16 protein-coding genes, 1 tRNA gene and 2 pseudogenes are annotated in these 16,514 nt (G+C 68.2%); 11 read left to right on the top strand and 8 right to left on the bottom strand.

All coding sequences use genetic code 11. From position 1 onward, the window contains the following. Positions 1 to 135: 135 nt before the first annotated feature. The 3 genes from ACFVX6_RS32690 (at position 136) to ACFVX6_RS32680 (ending at position 3,372) form a co-directional block, all read left to right on the top strand. Positions 136 to 1,632: an MFS transporter gene (locus ACFVX6_RS32690; RefSeq protein WP_389697642.1), complete on the top strand. Its 1,497-nt coding sequence runs from the start codon at positions 136 to 138 to the stop codon at positions 1,630 to 1,632. 555 nt (positions 1,633 to 2,187) lie between these two features. Further along, positions 2,188 to 2,394: a cold-shock protein gene (locus ACFVX6_RS32685; RefSeq protein WP_389697640.1), complete on the top strand. Its 207-nt coding sequence runs from the start codon at positions 2,188 to 2,190 to the stop codon at positions 2,392 to 2,394. Between the two features lie 600 nt (positions 2,395 to 2,994). Continuing rightward, a complete protein-coding gene (locus ACFVX6_RS32680; RefSeq protein ID WP_389697638.1) occupies positions 2,995 to 3,372 on the top strand; it encodes a hypothetical protein in 378 nt (125 codons plus the stop codon). An 843-nt stretch (positions 3,373 to 4,215) separates the two neighbouring features. Here the strand turns inward: ACFVX6_RS32680 and ACFVX6_RS32675 are convergent. Further along, positions 4,216 to 4,289: transfer RNA gene (locus ACFVX6_RS32675), tRNA-Met, on the bottom strand. 612 nt (positions 4,290 to 4,901) lie between these two features. On the opposite strand from ACFVX6_RS32675, the gene ACFVX6_RS32670 reads away from it, so the two are divergent. Next, positions 4,902 to 5,378 carry a lamin tail domain-containing protein gene (locus ACFVX6_RS32670; protein WP_389697636.1) on the top strand — a complete coding sequence of 159 codons (477 nt, stop codon included), beginning with the start codon at positions 4,902 to 4,904 and terminating at the stop codon, positions 5,376 to 5,378. Between the two features lie 255 nt (positions 5,379 to 5,633). Here the strand turns inward: ACFVX6_RS32670 and ACFVX6_RS32665 are convergent, their stop codons facing one another. After that, the gene (locus ACFVX6_RS32665; RefSeq protein ID WP_389697634.1) at positions 5,634 to 6,005 is read right to left on the bottom strand and encodes a peptidase inhibitor family I36 protein; all 372 of its coding nucleotides are present in this window, start codon (positions 6,003 to 6,005) and stop codon (positions 5,634 to 5,636) included. Positions 6,006 to 6,693: 688 nt separating this feature from the next. On the opposite strand from ACFVX6_RS32665, the pseudogene ACFVX6_RS32660 reads away from it, so the two are divergent. Beyond that, a pseudogene (locus ACFVX6_RS32660) lies at positions 6,694 to 6,983 on the top strand (IS5/IS1182 family transposase); the annotation flags it as partial. Positions 6,984 to 6,997: 14 nt separating this feature from the next. Here ACFVX6_RS32660 and ACFVX6_RS32655 read toward each other — a convergent pair. Both ACFVX6_RS32655 and ACFVX6_RS32650 read right to left on the bottom strand, forming a co-directional pair. Beyond that, positions 6,998 to 7,219 carry a hypothetical protein gene (locus ACFVX6_RS32655; protein WP_389697632.1) on the bottom strand — a complete coding sequence of 74 codons (222 nt, stop codon included), beginning with the start codon at positions 7,217 to 7,219 and terminating at the stop codon, positions 6,998 to 7,000. Between the two features lie 635 nt (positions 7,220 to 7,854). Continuing rightward, entirely contained in the window at positions 7,855 to 8,754 is a 900-nt protein-coding gene (locus tag ACFVX6_RS32650; protein WP_389697630.1) for a LysR family transcriptional regulator, read from the bottom strand. A gap of 188 nt (positions 8,755 to 8,942) precedes the next feature. Between ACFVX6_RS32650 and ACFVX6_RS32645 the strand changes: the two genes are divergently transcribed. Further along, the gene (locus ACFVX6_RS32645) at positions 8,943 to 9,236 is read left to right on the top strand and encodes a DUF1330 domain-containing protein (RefSeq protein ID WP_389697628.1); all 294 of its coding nucleotides are present in this window, start codon (positions 8,943 to 8,945) and stop codon (positions 9,234 to 9,236) included. A gap of 81 nt (positions 9,237 to 9,317) precedes the next feature. Next, the gene (locus ACFVX6_RS32640; RefSeq protein ID WP_389697626.1) at positions 9,318 to 9,482 is read left to right on the top strand and encodes a hypothetical protein; all 165 of its coding nucleotides are present in this window, start codon (positions 9,318 to 9,320) and stop codon (positions 9,480 to 9,482) included. A gap of 107 nt (positions 9,483 to 9,589) precedes the next feature. On the opposite strand, the gene ACFVX6_RS32635 is transcribed toward ACFVX6_RS32640, so the two are convergent. Next, entirely contained in the window at positions 9,590 to 10,669 is a 1,080-nt protein-coding gene (locus ACFVX6_RS32635) for a hypothetical protein (protein ID WP_389697624.1), read from the bottom strand. 146 nt (positions 10,670 to 10,815) lie between these two features. Continuing rightward, positions 10,816 to 12,387: an alpha/beta hydrolase gene (locus tag ACFVX6_RS32630; protein ID WP_389697622.1), complete on the bottom strand. Its 1,572-nt coding sequence runs from the start codon at positions 12,385 to 12,387 to the stop codon at positions 10,816 to 10,818. A gap of 271 nt (positions 12,388 to 12,658) precedes the next feature. On the opposite strand from ACFVX6_RS32630, the gene ACFVX6_RS32625 reads away from it, so the two are divergent. Further along, a complete protein-coding gene (locus ACFVX6_RS32625) occupies positions 12,659 to 13,114 on the top strand; it encodes a DUF3592 domain-containing protein (protein WP_389697620.1) in 456 nt (151 codons plus the stop codon). Between the two features lie 136 nt (positions 13,115 to 13,250). On the opposite strand, the gene ACFVX6_RS32620 is transcribed toward ACFVX6_RS32625, so the two are convergent. Then, complete coding sequence (locus tag ACFVX6_RS32620) at positions 13,251 to 13,727, bottom strand: hypothetical protein (RefSeq protein WP_389697618.1); 477 nt, start codon at positions 13,725 to 13,727, stop codon at positions 13,251 to 13,253. Between the two features lie 256 nt (positions 13,728 to 13,983). On the opposite strand from ACFVX6_RS32620, the gene ACFVX6_RS32615 reads away from it, so the two are divergent. From ACFVX6_RS32615 to ACFVX6_RS32605, 3 genes are all read left to right on the top strand, one after another. Then, entirely contained in the window at positions 13,984 to 14,427 is a 444-nt protein-coding gene (locus tag ACFVX6_RS32615) for an SDR family oxidoreductase (RefSeq protein WP_389697616.1), read from the top strand. Positions 14,428 to 14,459: 32 nt separating this feature from the next. Beyond that, positions 14,460 to 15,467, top strand: coding sequence for a helix-turn-helix domain-containing protein (locus tag ACFVX6_RS32610; RefSeq protein WP_389697614.1), 1,008 nt, complete (start codon positions 14,460 to 14,462; stop codon positions 15,465 to 15,467). Between the two features lie 95 nt (positions 15,468 to 15,562). Next, positions 15,563 to 15,964: an SH3 domain-containing protein gene (locus ACFVX6_RS32605; RefSeq protein ID WP_389697612.1), complete on the top strand. Its 402-nt coding sequence runs from the start codon at positions 15,563 to 15,565 to the stop codon at positions 15,962 to 15,964. Positions 15,965 to 16,269: 305 nt separating this feature from the next. Here ACFVX6_RS32605 and ACFVX6_RS32600 read toward each other — a convergent pair. Beyond that, positions 16,270 to 16,450: pseudogene (locus tag ACFVX6_RS32600) on the bottom strand (hypothetical protein); the annotation flags it as partial. Positions 16,451 to 16,514: the final 64 nt, after the last annotated feature.

Here is a 16,514-nt window from a genome sequence, read left to right as displayed (position 1 = left end):
GGTGCGGGGGCGGCGGGGCGTCGCGGGATCCGGAACGGTGTGATCCACATCGCATTCGGCCGTCCGGACCGTTTGCGAACACGATGATCGCGCAGACGGGAGGGCTGGAACACCCACCGAGGAAAGGACCGGCCCATGGTGGCCCCCAAACCCCCGCAGGTGGCCGATCCCGAAGCGGTGAAGCGCCATCCCATCCTCTTCCGTGCCATCAGGCAGCGCCGGAACCCCAGACTCCGCAGGACGGACATCACCGTCACGGACGAGGCGACGGTCATGCGCGCCGTCAAGGCGGCCTCGCTCGGCAACGCCATGGAGTGGTTCGACTTCGGCATCTACTCCTACCTGGCCGTCACCCTCGGACACGTCTTCTTCCCGTCCGGGAACGACACCACCCAGCTGTTGTCCTCCTTCGCCACCTTCGCCGTGGCCTTCCTGGTACGGCCGCTGGGCGGGATGTTCTTCGGCCCGATGGGGGACCGACTCGGCCGCAAGCGGGTCCTGGCACTCACCATGATCATGATGGCGGTGGGCACGTTCGCGATCGGGCTCATCCCCTCGCACGACGCGATCGGCCTGTGGGCCCCCGCCCTGCTGATCCTCTTCCGCATGGTCCAGGGCTTCTCGACCGGCGGTGAGTACGGAGGCGCCTCCACCTTCATCGCCGAGTACGCGCCCGACAAGCGCCGCGGGTTCTTCGGCAGCTTCCTGGAGTTCGGCACCCTGGCCGGGTACGTCGGCGCGGCCGGACTCGTCACCACGCTGTACGCCGTGCTCGACGACGGGCAGATGGAGGCCTGGGGCTGGCGCATCCCCTTCCTCGTCGCCGGGCCGCTGGGCCTGGTCGGCCTCTACCTGCGGCTGCGCCTGGACGAGACCCCCGCCTTCCAGAGGCTGGAGGGCGGCCAGGCACTCGGCACGGAGGCCGCGGACGCCGTGGAGACCACCACCAAGGGCGACCTCGCGAAGATCTTCCGCGACTACTGGCCGACACTGGTCCTGTGCGTCTGCCTGGTCGGCGCGTACAACATCAACGTCTACCTGGTGCTGTCGTACCTGCCGACCTACCTGTCCGACGAGCTGGGCTACAGCGAGACGCACGGCCTGCTCGTCCTGCTGGGCATGATGGTCTTCCTGATGCTGGTGATCAGCCGGGTCGGCAAGCTCTCCGACCGCTTCGGCCGCAAGCCGGTGCTGATGACGGGCATGGCGGGGTTCTTCCTGCTCTCCCTGCCCGCGTTCCTCCTGATCCGCCAGGGCAGCGTCCTCGCGGTCGGGCTGGGCATGCTCGCGCTGGGGCTGTCGCTCGTCTGCATGCTCGCGACGATGTCCGCCGCCCTGCCCGCCCTGTTCCCGACGCAGGTCCGGTACGGCTCCCTGTCGGTCGGCTACAACCTGTCGACCTCGCTCTTCGGCGGGACGACCCCGCTCGCGGTCACCGCCCTGATCAGCTGGAGCGGCTCGAAGCTGATGCCCGCCTACTACTCGATGGGGGCGGCGCTGGTCGGCATCATCGCCGTGGCCTGCATGAAGGAGACCGCGCGCAAACCGCTCGACGGTTCCCCTCCCTCCGTCGAGACGCAGGAAGAGGCCGCGGAGCTGTGCGCGGCCCAGTCCCCGGACCCGAAGTTCTGAGCCGCCTGCGGCTCAGAACCACGGCCGCAGGACACCCGGCCGGCGCTGACCCGGTCCAGGCCGAAACGACGTCCAGTACCGGGCACTGACCGAACTGCGCGCTGTTTCCGCCGAGGATTACCGGGCCATCGGGCGCTCCATCGTCGACAACGAGACGTGGCGCGAGGCAAACGGGGCCATCGGTCCTGGCCTGGCCGCGTACCAGCGCGACGCCAAGCCAAGACCGGAGCTCCCGACCTCGTGCCCTGGCTGTTTCCCGGTGGCCGGCCCGGACACCCCCTCGACGATCACCGGATCAGCCGGGGTCCCCACAAGATCGGGATCCGGCCCCGGCAGAACCGCTCTCCACCGCGCGCCCGGCCGGAGGGGTCGGAATCGCGGATCTTTCCGGCTGTGCGTGCCCCGACCTCGCCCGGGACCGCGGCCGCGGTCGGGGTCGGGGGAGGTTCTTGACACCGCCAGAGTGATCGTTTCGCCTGGAGGCGGGATGGGGAGGATCCGATCGCATCCGGGTGCGGTCCGTGTTCCCGGCGTCATACCTCCAAGGGGTTTGTTGTGGCTCAGACGGGTTCTGTGAAGTGGTTCAACGCTGAGAAGGGCTACGGCTTCATCTCTCAGGACGGCGGCGGTCCGGACGTGTTCGTCCACTACTCGGCGATCGCCTCGGACGGCTACAGGTCTCTCGATGAGGGCCAGAAGGTCCAGTTCGACGTGACCCAGGGGCAGAAGGGGCCCCAGGCCGAGAACGTGATACCTGCCTGAACGCCTACCCGTATCTGATCTCGAATACTTCAGCCGGCCGCCCCGTTCCGTATCTGCCGATCGGGATGGGGCCAACCTCACCGGAACCCCGCTCACGGCCATGGACCGGGAGCGGTGGGGCTTGGTGCCCAAGCAGGTCGTGTGTACGTAGGCGGGCAGGCTCCACCGGCCGGGCTGTCTCAGTGCCTCTGCTTGCTGTTTACGGCACGGCGAAAGCCGCCAGGCGAAGGCCGAGGCCGCGAAGTACCGGTAGAGATAACTGGTGATCGCCACTGCCGGAGCGGTCGCCGTGGCGGCGTACTCGGTGGGCGGTAGTAGTTACACCGGCTCCAGGTCGCGGGTCGGGAACCGTTCCGTAGGATCCTGCGTGAGTTCTTGGTGGGCAGCAGTCGGCGGGTGGAGGGGATCTGGATGAGGACGCGGACGTTGGTGAGTGTGGCGGTGTAGGCATGCGTGGCGGTGGTGGCGTGCGGGTGCGGTCCGGAGAAGGCGAAGGAGAGCACTGACGCGAAGCCTTCGCAGCCGTCGGCGTCCGCACCGGCGACGGTCCCGTCGGGCACGCCCTCCACGTCCGCCGGAACGGGGAAGCCGTCGGCCACGGTGAGCGCTGACCAGCCCGCGCCCAGGACGAAGGAACGCGCGATCCAGCGGTACGAGCAGTACCTCCACGGCCTGGGGCGGGAGGACATCGGCACGGTCTGCGAAGTGGCCGGGCCGGGCGCGAAGAAGGCAGAAGAACAGGGATTCGGTCCGTGCACGTCGACGTACGTGATCGTCTTCCAGATGATCTCACCCGAGCAGAAGAAGGCCCTCCAGACCGCCACGGTGGATCCGGAGCGTGTCTCTGTGCGCACCCTCGACAAGATCGAGATGCCGCTCGAAGCGGTCAGGTCCTCCGCCACCTTCTCCGAGGAAGACCTGGGCAGCTACACCCTGGAGTACCTCAAGAACGACTACTACATCACCGACGGAAAGTGACCCTGGGCCGGGTGCTGACGTACCCGTCCGGTGCGGGCCTCTGAGTACGCCGAAAGCGGCCAGCTCCATGGCCATCCCTCGTCGAGCTGTCCCCGGTTCGGGCGGCGCGACCAGCTCGCCGACTCCATCGAGCTGACCCGACAGCACAAACTGCCGCGCATCCGAATGCCGTTGACCGGCATCACTCTCGTCGGCGTCGGCGTCGGCGTCGGCGTCGGTGGGGGAGCGGAGGGTGCGTTCCGCCACTTTCGAGCCCCAGCGGTGTCGATATTGTCCAGGCGATGGCGGACTACGCGGTTCACGCCCTCCTGCGGAGACAGCCGATTCCGAGCCTGACGCGGGATCGGCTGACGGTTGAGTGGGGTCTGCACCGGCCAGTAGGCGAGCCGGCCGAGATACTGCCGCAGGCTGAGGGCCGGCACGCCCTTGCGGGGCGTCGGCAGCGGAGGAGGCGGCGTCCAGTGAAGCCCCGCCCGGTCGACGCGTCGGAGTATCGAGGCGCGGCGCTCCGGGCCGCTGGTGTTCCTTCGATAGCTCATCGGCCGGTCCGAGCGGCACGCGGTCTCACAGAACACCGCCGTCACCTTCGCCTTCGGCATCAACGGCTTCTGCCCCCGTCGGCACCGCCGCGGCCCACCGTCGTCCTTCGCGACAGTGGCCGGCCGGAGCCGGACAACCTTCCCCATGCCGCCACCGTGCGCTGGGTCCTTTAAGGCAGAAGGATGAACATGGCACTGCCCAAGAAGGGCTCACGCCGCATCGTCGTCGCCAGCGCGCCCGGTCCGGGAGCTGGGCTACGACGGAAGGGCCCGGATCCTTTCGGATCCGGGCCCTTCCGTTCAGTAGCGGGGACAGGATTTGAACCTGCGACCTCTGGATTATGAGCCCAGCGAGCTACCGAACTGCTCCACCCCGCGGCGGTGAAACCCACCCTACGGCACTGCAGGACCGTGCTTTACCGTCTTTGCCCTGCTCAGGGGTCGGGCTGTCCGGCGATGGTGATGACTTGGATGTCCATCTGGTCGGCTTGTGCGGTGAGGATGCGTGCGACGGTGCGCATGGTGGCGGGGTCTCACGCGAAGGGTTCCTCGCCCGAGCCGGTCCAGGTGAGGTTGTCGGTCCGCCCTTCTCTGTTCGGGGCAGAAGGGTCGTGGGGCACGCCAGTACCTCTTGCCAATAGGTGTTCGAAAAAATGGCAGAAGAGGTTGTTACGGGGACTTGAACCCGTTCGGCGCAGGGGTGGAGGGGTGGAATGGAAGCCGGGAGCCGGGGAGCGGGGCGCTGCCGCCCATGAGCCTTCTGGGCATGCATCGGAACGGCTGCGTGCGAGGGTCAATACGGCCTTGACGCGTGCCCTATACAGGGGACAGTCACCGACATGTCCAGATTGTGTAACACAGGCAATTTGCGCGGCTTCCGTGCGTGGTGTGGGTCAGAGTGTGGCTTCTCGGCAGGACGCCGGGACCTGTTCGAAGTCCGCCCGGCTTGCACAAAACCGGGCTGGGCTGTCTGTTGAAGGAGCCTTCTGCATGTCTGCTTCTCTGGCCACTCGCCGCACTCTCGCAGGCCTCCTGGCCGTCGGCGCCCTGATCGGCGCCGCAGCGGTGCCGGCCGCAGCCGACGACCACCGGCGCGACCGCCGCGGCCCGCACTCCTCCATCGTCATCGGTGACGTCGAGAACGTCGGCCGCGGGCGCGACAACCGCGCCCTGAACAGCGAATGGGTCGAGGTGAAGAACACCGGCCGCCACAGTGTGGACCTGCGCGGCTTCACTCTCACCGACAAGCAGGGCAACCGCTACCGCTTCAACGGCTTCCGCCTGGACGGCCGCTCCAGCGTCAAGGTCCACACCGGCCAGGGCCGCGACACCCACCGTGACGTCTACCAGGACCGCCGCCACCAGATCTGGGACGAGCGCGACACCGCCACGCTCCGCGACAACCGTGGCAATGTGATCGACACCGAGTCCTGGGGTCGTCGCGGACACCACCGCCACGGCAGCTAGACCACTCCGGCAGCCATTCCCACTGGGACTGTGAGCTGCCGCCAACTGAACCGAACGGCGTGCCACGGCAAACCAGCCGCGGCACGCCACACCCATGTAGTGGCTTCCCACCTCTCCACGTGGCCGCGATCCGGCGGCCCGCGGGCGAGGTGTGAGCGGCCGCGCCTGGCCCGTGCGAATGCTGCGCCGTATCCGCGACGTCAGCATGCTGCGGCACCCTGGCCCGTGCGACCAGGTTCTAGTCGGGAGGGGTGATCAGCATGCTGTTACCCACAGGGAGCTGATGTTGTCGTTTCGGTTGTACTGCGAGGTGTTGCCTTTCCAGTTTCCTACTGGCCACGTGGAGCCTTGCTTGTTGGTGTCCAGATACGTGCAGACCGTCTTGCCGGTCCTGTTCCACACCGAGGAGACTTTGTCGTTCAGGCGGTAGTCGCCCAGGTTGTTGGTGCCGCTCCGGAAGTACGCTGCTCCGCCGTATCCGTTGTCGTGCTCATAGACGCAGAACTCGCCGACCTCGCAGTTTCGCCACGGTGTCTCGGCGGCGGATGCCGCTGGTGCGGTGAGTGCTGCGGACATCGCCAAGCCCGCCGCAGCGGTGAGGGTGAGGAGGGAGCGTCGCAGTGACATCACAAGATCCGCCTTTAGTCGGGAACATGTGCATTCCTTCCGTTCCACTAGAGCAGCTGGATGCCGGGAAGCACATACGAGAACAAGCCCTTGTTACGGGCTACATATCGCCACATACCCCCTGCAGATTCATAGACCTGATGCTTCTCTAGGGGGACCGTTGGGGACCGTCGCACGCGCACCGGTAGAGCACGGCTTCGCCCACCTCGTTGGCGCTGGGCGGCTCTAGCCGATCATCACCGGCCGTGTCCGAACCGCTGAGACGACTGCCCACCCGCTTCTTCACGGCCCAACAGGATTTCGACGGTGAGCCGAGCCCCGCCCGTGAGCCGGCGCGATCCGCTCTGCGGTTCGCTGTCGACCAGCACGAATTCCTTCTCATACGGGCCTACGGGTGGGCAGGCCGGCAGCCACTGGGCGAACGCGGCGGCCCGCGGTGCGCCTGCCCGTCAGTGTCGTGCGTCCGAGGAAGTACGCGTCGAGGCACCAGGTACCGTCCGGATCCTTGTTGATCGCCAACCACAGGTCGTCAACAGGCACGCCAGCGAGTGCTCACCGGACACTGTCGATCCTTCTCTCTCCCCGAACTGCCGTTGGCAGTCCACCTGATGCAGGTCGTCGGTCAATGAACATAGTCCGGCCAGGTCAACGCATCGCCGACGACTATCTACGCTGCCAAAGGACGCCGGAGCGTGTTCGTGTACCACGGCCGGGCGGCGGTCGCCCGCCCACCCGGCCTGATCACGTCAGCGGAGACAAGGCGTACTCATCCTGGCGTAACCGCCGCTACCTACACCGGCGCCAGATCAAGCACCCACCGGCTTCGGCAGGTCGATCTACAAACGCAGGAACGAAGTCGAGCGAACCATGAATGCCCTCGAGGCGTCGCGGGCTGTGGCGACCAGGTACGACAAGAGAGCGTACGTCTTCCACGGCAGGGTCACCCTCGCTGCGCCCCGGCTCTGGCTGCACTCCTGAGTGCCGGGCACTCCTCACTCACAGGGATGGCTGTGACGCCCGAGCAGGCCGAGTGCCGTCAGCACAGTGACGCAAAGCGTCATCCAGCCGATGAACGCGCCGCCGCCGTACAGCACTGCACTAGCTACCGGCGCCCCAGCCGCGTGCGAGAGTGCCCCCGCCACCGCCGCTACCAGCAGCGACGATACGAAGGACAGAAGTGCAAGAAGTACCTGAACGAGAAAAGTCAGCCTCACCAGTCGATCCCTTTCACGAAGGTGATCGACCAGTCGGCGGGCAGCCTCAGCTCGACCACCGCTTGCGGATGGCCTGCTGAGGCTCTGCGACGATTAGAGACTCATCGTGCTCATTACCTGTTGAGATCGAAGCACTGTCCCCCATCGGACACGTCGCCAGTGCTTGGCTCTCGAATGAGCAACGCCGAGACTAGCCGCAGGCGTTGAAGATCGCCAGTACTCAAGCCCGGGAGGTGGGCGGTCGGTCCCACACCCACCGGACCGGACACGCCCTAGTACGACGGGTGGCAGGTCTTGGGCCACGGGGACCGGCCTTCGGCCGGCGCAGGGTGTCCTGTGCCGGCGGATCTTGACCGAGGCACCCCAGTGGCATCTGTGGCTGAGGGGTTCTTGCTTGTCCGGTTCGGCGTCGGCGAAGGCGCGGTATCCGCCGAGATCTCGGGCTGGGCGAGGACGTCGCCGCGGTGTACGACTGGGACCGGCCCCCGGGCCATCATCGGATGCTGATCCGCCGGCGGAGCGAGGTCGTGTCGGACATTCGGCAGGACCGCCGTCGTCATCACCGCGAAGTCCGCCGGGCGCAAGGTCTTCGGCCTCGCCACCGCAGGCGTCCGTCTCGCTTGACCTCTTGCGCTTCAGTCCGGCAGCCAGTGCAGCTCGTGCGCCAGGGTTTCGGCGACGGCACGGATGCGGCGGTGGAGTGGCGACTGCTCGCGTGGGAGGACCAAGTGGATCGTCAGGCTGGGCGCGCCCCGGAGCGGTCGCCAGGTGAGACCGGCCGGTTGTACCGTGGCCGCGGCTTCTCCGGCCGGGGCGAGGGTGACCCCGTCGCGCAGGTCGCGCTGAGACATGTCGAAAGAGACTGCGGGCGTGTGGAATCGAGGGTGTGGGGTGTCTCGGAACAGTGCGGACAGCTGATCGTGGATCACGGGGTTGGCCGCACGGTGCGGGAGTCGCAGCGGATACGCGGCCGCGTCGGCGATCTCGATCTCCGGGTGTTCGGCCAGCGGATGGCGCTGCGCCAGCTGGACCCCGACGCGCGCACGCCGCAGCAGCAACCGGCGCACTCCACGGCCCGGCTGTTCACCGCGGGTGATCCCGGCATCGATGCGGCCGTCGGCGACCGCGGGGGAGATCTCCGGTGTCGCCATCGGGACCGCGCCGACCTCGAGTCCGCTGTTGTCACGCATCAGCCTGTCCACCAGGGCCGGTGCCGTCTCGGCCCCGGCGCTGAGGCTGTATCCGATGCGCAGCGTGCCCAGTTCACCGGCCGCCGCGCTCCGGGCGGTGTCCCATGCCCGGTCCAGCGCCGCCAGCGCGGGCGGCGCGGACTCCGCCAAAGCCGCACCGGCCGTGGTCAATACGACGCTACGCGTGTTGCGGACCAGCAGGGCCGTACCGAGTTCCGCCTCCAATCGGCGCATCCGGGCGCTGAGTGCGGGCTGTGCGATACCGATCCGTGCGGCCGCGCGGGTGAAGTTCAACTCCTGCGCCAGCACCAGGAAGTACCGGAGGCTCACCGTATCCGGCGCCACGCGCCCTCCCTGCCGATTGATAACGATCCGTTCTGAGCCTATCCCGTACCGGTCTTTCCCTCGACCGCGCATCAAGCTCTAACCTGCGCAGACGGCGATTCAACTGACCGCAGTGCCCGCCGCCGGGATCGATCGATCTGAGTGTCAATTCGAAGTCGGACGTGTCCGGCCGAACACAGGAGGTTTCCATGGCCAAGGGCTACTGGGCCAGTGTCTACCCCGCCATTTCCGACCCTGAGAGTCTGACTGCCTACAACAAGCTGGCCGGTCCGGCTGTCCAGGCTGGGGGCGGGCGCCTGCTGACCAGTGGCGGTCGAGTCGTCGCCCACGAGGCCGGAATCACGCAACGCGTCGTTCTGATCGAGTTCGACAGCTTTGAACAGGCCGTCGCGGCATACGAGAGCGAGGCATACCAGAAGGCGCTGGTGGCCCTCCCCGACGGCGTCGAGCGCGACTTCCGCATCATCGAAGGCATCGACTGACCGGCGGGCCCAGCCATCGCTGAGTATCCGTCACCTGATGCGCACACGGTGCTGAACGACGACTCACGAGAGGGAGTCGCCGTGAGCAAGGTCTACAAGCCGGATGTCCGCGCCGAGTTCGGCGGCCCAGCCCTCCAGTACGGACTCGGTCTGGCCCTGAGGGATGCCGCGGGCGTCGAAGTGGGCGTCCTCAAGGACGGTGAAGTCGAACTGTGCCCCGCCGAAGTGCCCTACGACTGGCGTTGATCGCGAAGTCTTGTTGTCGAGCCGGCCAAGCCGGTCGGCCTGAGCGATTGTCTGCCGGGGCCCGAAGGCGCGCGGTGGCGCGGCTGCGGGCCCCGTGGGGGTGCTGCTCAGCGGGCGATGGTCCACTGCTGGCCCGGGGAACCGTCGCAGGTCCACACGCCGAGCTTCTTGTAGTCCTCGTGGTAGGTCAGGCAGTCCTGGTCACTGATCCTGATCTGGTAGGTGTCGCCCTTGCTGGGGATGACCTCCCACTTCTGGGCGGCGCCGCCCTTCCAGGTGGTGATGGACGCGAAGTAGGTGCTCGTGTTCTCGGTGAGGACCGGACCGAGGCCGTTGGCGATCTCGTAGCGGCCGTCGCCCGCCTCCTTGAACGTCCACGTGGAGTTGGTGTCACCCAGCTTCCCCGCGACCACCGTCGAGCCGGAGGCGGCGTTCGTCGCGGCAGCCCCGAGGTTGTTGACGGTCTTCAGGCGCACCGGGACTCCGACGGGCGGGCGGCCTGATCCGGAGGGCGTCGTCGCCGCACTGTCGGCGCGGAAGCCGGGACGGGGGCCGGGCTGGGCGGGTACGCCCGGCGTGATGGGGGTGTCGCCGGGACCGGGCGTCTCGCCCTTGGGGACGCCGGGGGTCGTGGCCGGCACCATCGTGGGGCGGAAGTCGACGGTGGAGCCGTTGCGGTCCCACAGGCCGTAGAAGCCCCAGTTGATCCATCCGCCGTCGCCGTGATTGGTGAAGCTGCCGCCGCCGGAGAAGATCCAGATCCGGTAGGTCTGGTCCTCGCGCGAGGTCGCGTCGTTGTACTCGATGTCGCCCTGGTACGCCACGTCCTTGAGGTTCGCGGTGTAGGGGTGGACGAACCAGGGGTCCCCGAAGGCGTTCTTGCCCTTGACGTCGAAAATCATGATGTTGTAATTGCCGCCGGTGTGGTTCGTCAGCATCTCGAGCAGGCCCTTGACGAACCCCTCGCGGGCCAGCTTCTTGGCCTCACCGCTCTGCTTGGACGCCAGAATGCACCACGACAGTGCGCCGGTGCCGAAAGACCCCGGTGACACGGCGGCCGCGGCGTTGCAGTTCTCGACGGGTCCGTTGACCGAGCCGTCCGCGAGCGCGGGCTGTGCCGGCCCCCCGACCGCCAGGGCACTCACACAGACAGCGGCCAGAACCGACAGTTTCGTTCTCGAACGCACGGCTTCTCCTCAAGGGGTGGCGACACAGCTACGTGCGCCAAGAGCCGTGAAAGGGGCGTCGAGGTACACCCGGTTCCGGACAAACGTCATCCGGCCAACCGCAGAATGCTGCCGGCCCGCGCACTCGGAACGTGAACCGCGGGCCGCTACCCCGCCTGCTTGACGCAGGTCCGGTCCCTCGCCGGCAGCTTGCCGGTGGCCAGGTACCGGTTGACCTGGTCGTCCACGCAAGCGTTGCCGTAGCGCCCGAAGAGCGCGTGCCGGTTGGCGCCCTCGAGGGTGACCAGCCTGGAGCTCGGCAGCTGCTCGTGCAGCTGGACGCTTCCCTTGTACGTCGTACGCGGGTCACCGGTGGCGGCGACGATCAGTGCAGGGGCATCGCGCCGCACCCGGGTGGGCTCTTCGCGCGGCGAGTCCCAGAAGGCGCACGGGTTGATGTTGTTGGTCAGAGCGCCGAAAAGCGGGTGCGCGGTGCGGTTGCGCTCGATGTCCCGCCAGTAGAGCTCGGGATCGCGCGCGGCGGCCACGTCCCCGCAGATCACGGCGGACTGCGCGCCGGTGGGCTCGCCCTCACCGCGCAGGACGTACCGGAGCTCCGGGACGAGCATCGCCGGCACCGTCGTCGGCCGGCCCTCCGCGGCTTTGGCCAGGACGGAAAGCAGCTCCCCGAACGACGCCCGCGCCGGGGCGGTGTCGTCCGCGATGCCCGAGAAGACGAGGAGCGGCACCTGGCTGTCGTCGATCCGGAAGGCATCGACGCCGGCGCCGATGGTCAGCGGACCGCGCGCGGCCGCCGCGACGATGCGGTCGACGGCGGCGAGCACCTCGGCGCGGCTGCGGCCGAGTCCGTAGGTGTCGTGGTGCTCCGCGGCCCAGGCGGCCCAGTCGGACAGCGCCTTCTCGTTCTCGCGCTCGGTGCCCTTCAGCAGCCGGGGGCGGTAGTCGCTCGGGTTGATCGCCCCGTCCAGCACCATCCGGTCGTGGCGGCCGGGGAACATCTGCGTGTAGACGGTGCCCAGATAGGTGCCGTACGAGTAGCCCAGGAAGGAGATCTTCCGCTCGCCGAGCGTGCCTCGGATGACGTCCATGTCGCGGGCCGTGTTGCGGGTGGTGATGTGGGGGAGCACCGCGGCGTCGGTGGCTCGGCACTTGTCGGCCAGGCTCTTCTGCAGGGCGACCTGGCGGTCGAAGCCCGCCCGGCCGGTGCCGGCGGATAGCCAGGTCATGCCGACGGGCAAGCCGCAGTCCAGCGCGGTGCTGCGCCCGATGAAGCGCGGGTCGAAGCCGACGATGTCGTAGCGCGCGCCGACCTCCTTCATCGACGCGCGGGCCTGCGGCGGGGACTGGAGCGCGGGACCGCCCGGACCGCCGTTGTTGAGGAGGATCGCCCCGATGCGGTGGCGGGTATCGGTGGCCTTGAGCCGGGAGATCGCCACGGTGATCGTGCGCCCCCGGGGGTCGGCGTAGTCCAGGGGCACGGTCACGTCCGCGCACTGCACGCCTGCCTGGTCCAGATCGCGGCCCGTGGTGTCGTCGGGTGCCTTGATGCAGCTGCCCCAGCCGAGGTGCTGGCGGTAGTACCGGTCCAGTCCGGCCCCGGAGCTGTCCTGGGCGGGGGTCTCGGCGGCCGTGGCCAGGACGGGGGAGGACGTGAGGCAGGCGGCGAGGATGAGGCCCACGGCCAAGGCGCGGCGTGCGGCGGGGCTGACAGTGGTCACGGGGTCTCCTTGAGCATCGTCCGCTTCTTGTGATCGCATGACCCGAGGCTAGGAACCCGCCTTGGTACGGCACATCGTCCAAGGGCACGAGGACCCCGGTCCCGTCCACACCTGATCCGGGACCTGCGGCCCGGTCCGGTCTCCTCCTCAGGGAGGAGACCCTCGGCGGGGCTGCGCTGAGGGCCGTCCCGGCCACGGGCCTGCCGCAAGGGGAGATCGCCGCACTGGCATGCTGTCAGGAGTTCTTCGGCTCCAGAATCGAGACGACCCTGTGTCTGCTTCCCAGATCCTCTTGCTCTTCGCATCGGTCTTCACCGCCGGGGGGTCGGTCATCGGCGTCGTCGCCTCCCTCAAGATCCGACGCGTCCGGTTCCTGCTGAGGGAGGGCAGTACTGCGCGGGGCGTGGTGACCCGTCTTGAGGAGACCCGGATCGCGCCGGCCTCGGATGCCGGCAGCACCAGCCGGAGCGTCGGAACCACCGTGTACTACTCGGTCATCACTTGGAGCACGGGCGACGGCCGCGCAATGGAAACCAGAACGAACATCGCTCGACCCAAGGACAGGACCCTTCCCGTCGGTGCCCGCGTCGAGGTCCGATACGACCGGGCAGACCCGTCACGCTGGACCCTCCCGGCCGAAGGCACCGCCTTCTGGTGGCTGTTCAGCGCACTGGGCGCGTTGTTCGTCGCGATGGGGCTGGGGTTCGCCCTAGGGAGCCTCTCGTAAGGGGCCTTGACGTGCGAAGGGTTCGCGAAACACCCGGGTCCGTACGCCTGGAGTCATGAAGGAGCATCTCTACGGCTCAAGACCAGCTGACAGAGCCCTACTAGACGGGTGCACGGCGTGCTTCCGCCGGCGAGGACTACCGGGACGCCCCACCTGTGTACGGGTCGGTGACCAGGCGGAAGAGGTCGCGCGTCGGGTGCACGTCAACCGGGATGCCCGTCCCGACTTCGACGATCTCCTCACCGGCGACGAGGTGGCTCGTGGTGAACGGCGGCCGGCCCGGCGCGGTGACCAGCATGCGGACCCTGGTGCAGCGGTCGTCCTCGCCGCACCACACGCGCTTGGCGGACGTGACCTTGCCCGTGACGCGCACGCCGGCCGTGTCCAGCTCGCGCCACACGCGCTGGTCCCGCACGGTGCCGACGATGGCCAGGACCAGGACGACCACGGTGAGGGGGGTCCAGACGAGGCCGGTCACAACGACACCCAACCGGTCGTCGTCGGGGACATACCCGCCGATACCGGCCAGCAGGATCACGGGACCGGCACACACGACCAGGAGCCCGAGCAAGGTCCAGAACGGCTGGTCGAAATAGCTCGGCGGACGATTCACCGGACCTTCGGCCTCGACTATTCCGCCGCTCGTCACTGCGTGGTCCGCCCACCGGCGGGAAGGGAGCCCGAAGTACTTCGCAAGCGTCCTGACACAGGGGGAGTTTAACGGACCTGATCCAGTCGCCGCGGGTGAACCGGGGCGTAGCGCGGGCCGATCGCGGCGGTGACCAACCGAACGCCTGGCGCCCAGCAATGCGTCGGGCCGAAGACCCTGGGCTCGAAGCGCCGACGGGCAGGACGGTGACGAACGGGAGATGTTGCTCGGGGATCGAGTGGGCGAGCCGAGTGACCGGCACGGGGTTCGTCAGCACAGGCGGAGGCAGAGATCCGCCTACAGCACCGCCAAGGCGGGCCTCCTGGGCCTGACCCGTTCCCTGGCCCGTGAGTTCGGCCCGTACGGCATCTGCGTCAACACCGTCCTGCCCGGCGCCATCGAGGTGGAAGCCGACGTCCGCGTCGTTCATCACTGGGCAATCCGTCCACGTCGACGGTGGCTGGCTGCCTCCTTTCGAAGACCGCACCGGCCCCGAGTTCAGCGCCGAGGGACGTGCCGAATGCGTACTGGAGGAGATCCCGTTGACCGTGGAGGGGCCAGACGCCATCGACCTCAAGCCCGAGAAGATCGCTTACCTCCTGCGTGGTGCCGCCTGCGGGCCGGAGGCGGAGCGCACACCGGTCCCCCTCTGTCGGCGACATGAATGCGCCCGGCCCAGCGGGATATGAACAGCTGATGGAGACTTTGCTTCGCAGTGAGGATCTGCCGGTCGTCGACCGGTTCGCCTGGTGGTCCGCAATGATCTCGCAGTCCTCAGAGCCGGCGGTCGTCACCAGCGACCATACGCACGACTTCCGTACCACGGTCAGGCAACTGCACATGGGAGCCGCCCGGGTTTCCGTCCTCTCCCATCCCTCCATGCGGGTGCGTCGCTCGCAGGCACTGGTTCGGCGTTCGGACCCGGACGTATTCCACCTGCTCCTGAGCCTGCGGGGGAGCCGTCGGCTGTCCCACTACGGCCGCGACACCATCCTGCCCGCCGGCGACCTGATGCTGTACGACTCCTCCCACAGCTTCGACGTACGGTTTCCGTCGCAACACGCGCCGGTGGAAGCGATCACCCTCGACCTTCCCCGATCGGCCCTGGACCTACCTCCGCGGAAGGTGGAAAGCCTGCTGGCCACCGCCCTGCCGGGCGCCCGCGGCGCCGGGGCGCTCCTCTCCGGATTCCTGACGCAGTTAGCTAGCCAGGCGCCGTTACTGGACCCGCACGACGGGGTCCGGCTGGAGTCGGTTACCAGGGAACTCGTGACGATGTTCCTGGCCCACCACTTGGACCTTTCCGCCACCATCCCCGTGGAGGACCGCCAGCAGACACTGCTGCTCGGCGTCCGGGCCTTCATCGAGGCGAACCTGGGAGTTCCGGAACTCAGCCCCGGAGTCATCGCCGCAGCCCATCAGATCTCGCTGCGCCAGCTGCACCGCCTCTTCGCGAACGAGGACACGACGGTGGCCGCGTTCGTCCGGCTTCGGCGGCTGGAGCGCTGCTGCCACGACCTGGCGGACCCGTCACTCGGTTCCCGCACCATCCACTCCATAGCGGCACGGTGGGGGTTTCCCCGTCCCGCCGACTTCACCCGCTCGTTCCGGGCCGCCTACGGGATGCCGCCCAGCGAATACCGCGCCCGCGCCCTCCACGCGGTACCCCTCCGCACGGAACATCGGGCACGCAGAGCCAAATAGTGGGCACCGGTTGCTAACGACCTTCCGGGCCCGGCCGCACAGGATGGCCGACGAGCGGGGAGATCGGCTCCCCGGCCTACTCAAGAGGACGCCTGATGACAGTCTCGTCGCCCCTTTCCCGCAAGGTTCGCAAGACGCTGGGCTTCTCCCTCGCCGCCGTCGGCCTGGCGGCAGCCGCGAACCTGGGAGCGGCAGCCCCTGGCAACGCCGCCGCGACGGTGAGCTGCAGCGGCTGGGGCCACAGCAACAAGGACGGCGGCGCCGGCTACTCCACCGGCACGTACGCCCTGAAAGCCGGCCCCTACGCGGCTTGCTCGAACAACGGTCAGACATACAACGGGACTTACCTCTACTACCACTGCTTCACCAGCAACGACTACGGCAACACCTGGACGTGGGCGCGGATCGCCGGCACCAGCACCGAGGGGTGGATCTCCGACGCCAACCTCACCGTCAACCCCGACGGTGTGACGCGCGGGGCCACCAAGCACTGCTGAGCGAGGGCGGTCACCCGCCTCGCCCCGCGTAATGGAAGCATCGATCACACGCACGAACACGGAACCCGCCCCCGGCCCAGCCCGGGGGCGGGTTCCGCCGGTGTTTCGCGGGCGGCGGGGCCGACGCCGGAGCCGCGCGGCCACGAGCCGCTCCACGACACGAGGCGTTGCACATCGTCCGATGTGCGCACGGCGGCCGTCGCCGGAGCCGCGCGGCGGGTACTGGCCCGCGAGCGGGCCTGGCCCCGGTACCGTCGGGCGCTTCATCTCCTCTGGCGCCGTCGTGACGTCGGCCAGAGACGTTTTCAGGGGGCTGGGTCGTGGTCGTGCAGGCGGCGGGCGAGGTCGTCGGACCAGAGTTGCGCCCAGGTCCGCACAGCGGCCATGGCGTTCTCGTCAAGGCCGTAGGGCGTACACGTCGAGGAAGTCGCGGGCAGCGCTTCGGTCGGCGAGGGCTCGGACCTTGGTGCCGATCACGTTCTGCAATCGTGTTGGCTAGCGGCATCGAACTGTCAGTACCGCAGGTGTCCGCCTGGCCGCAGCAGGGAGT

It is taken from the genome of Streptomyces sp. NPDC058289 (genome assembly GCF_042880975.1).
In the GTDB taxonomy this organism is placed as follows: domain Bacteria; phylum Actinomycetota; class Actinomycetes; order Streptomycetales; family Streptomycetaceae; genus Streptomyces; species Streptomyces stoeckheimensis.
Note: the sequence above shows the minus strand (reverse complement) of the source record. Positions and strands in the feature narration are given on the sequence as shown.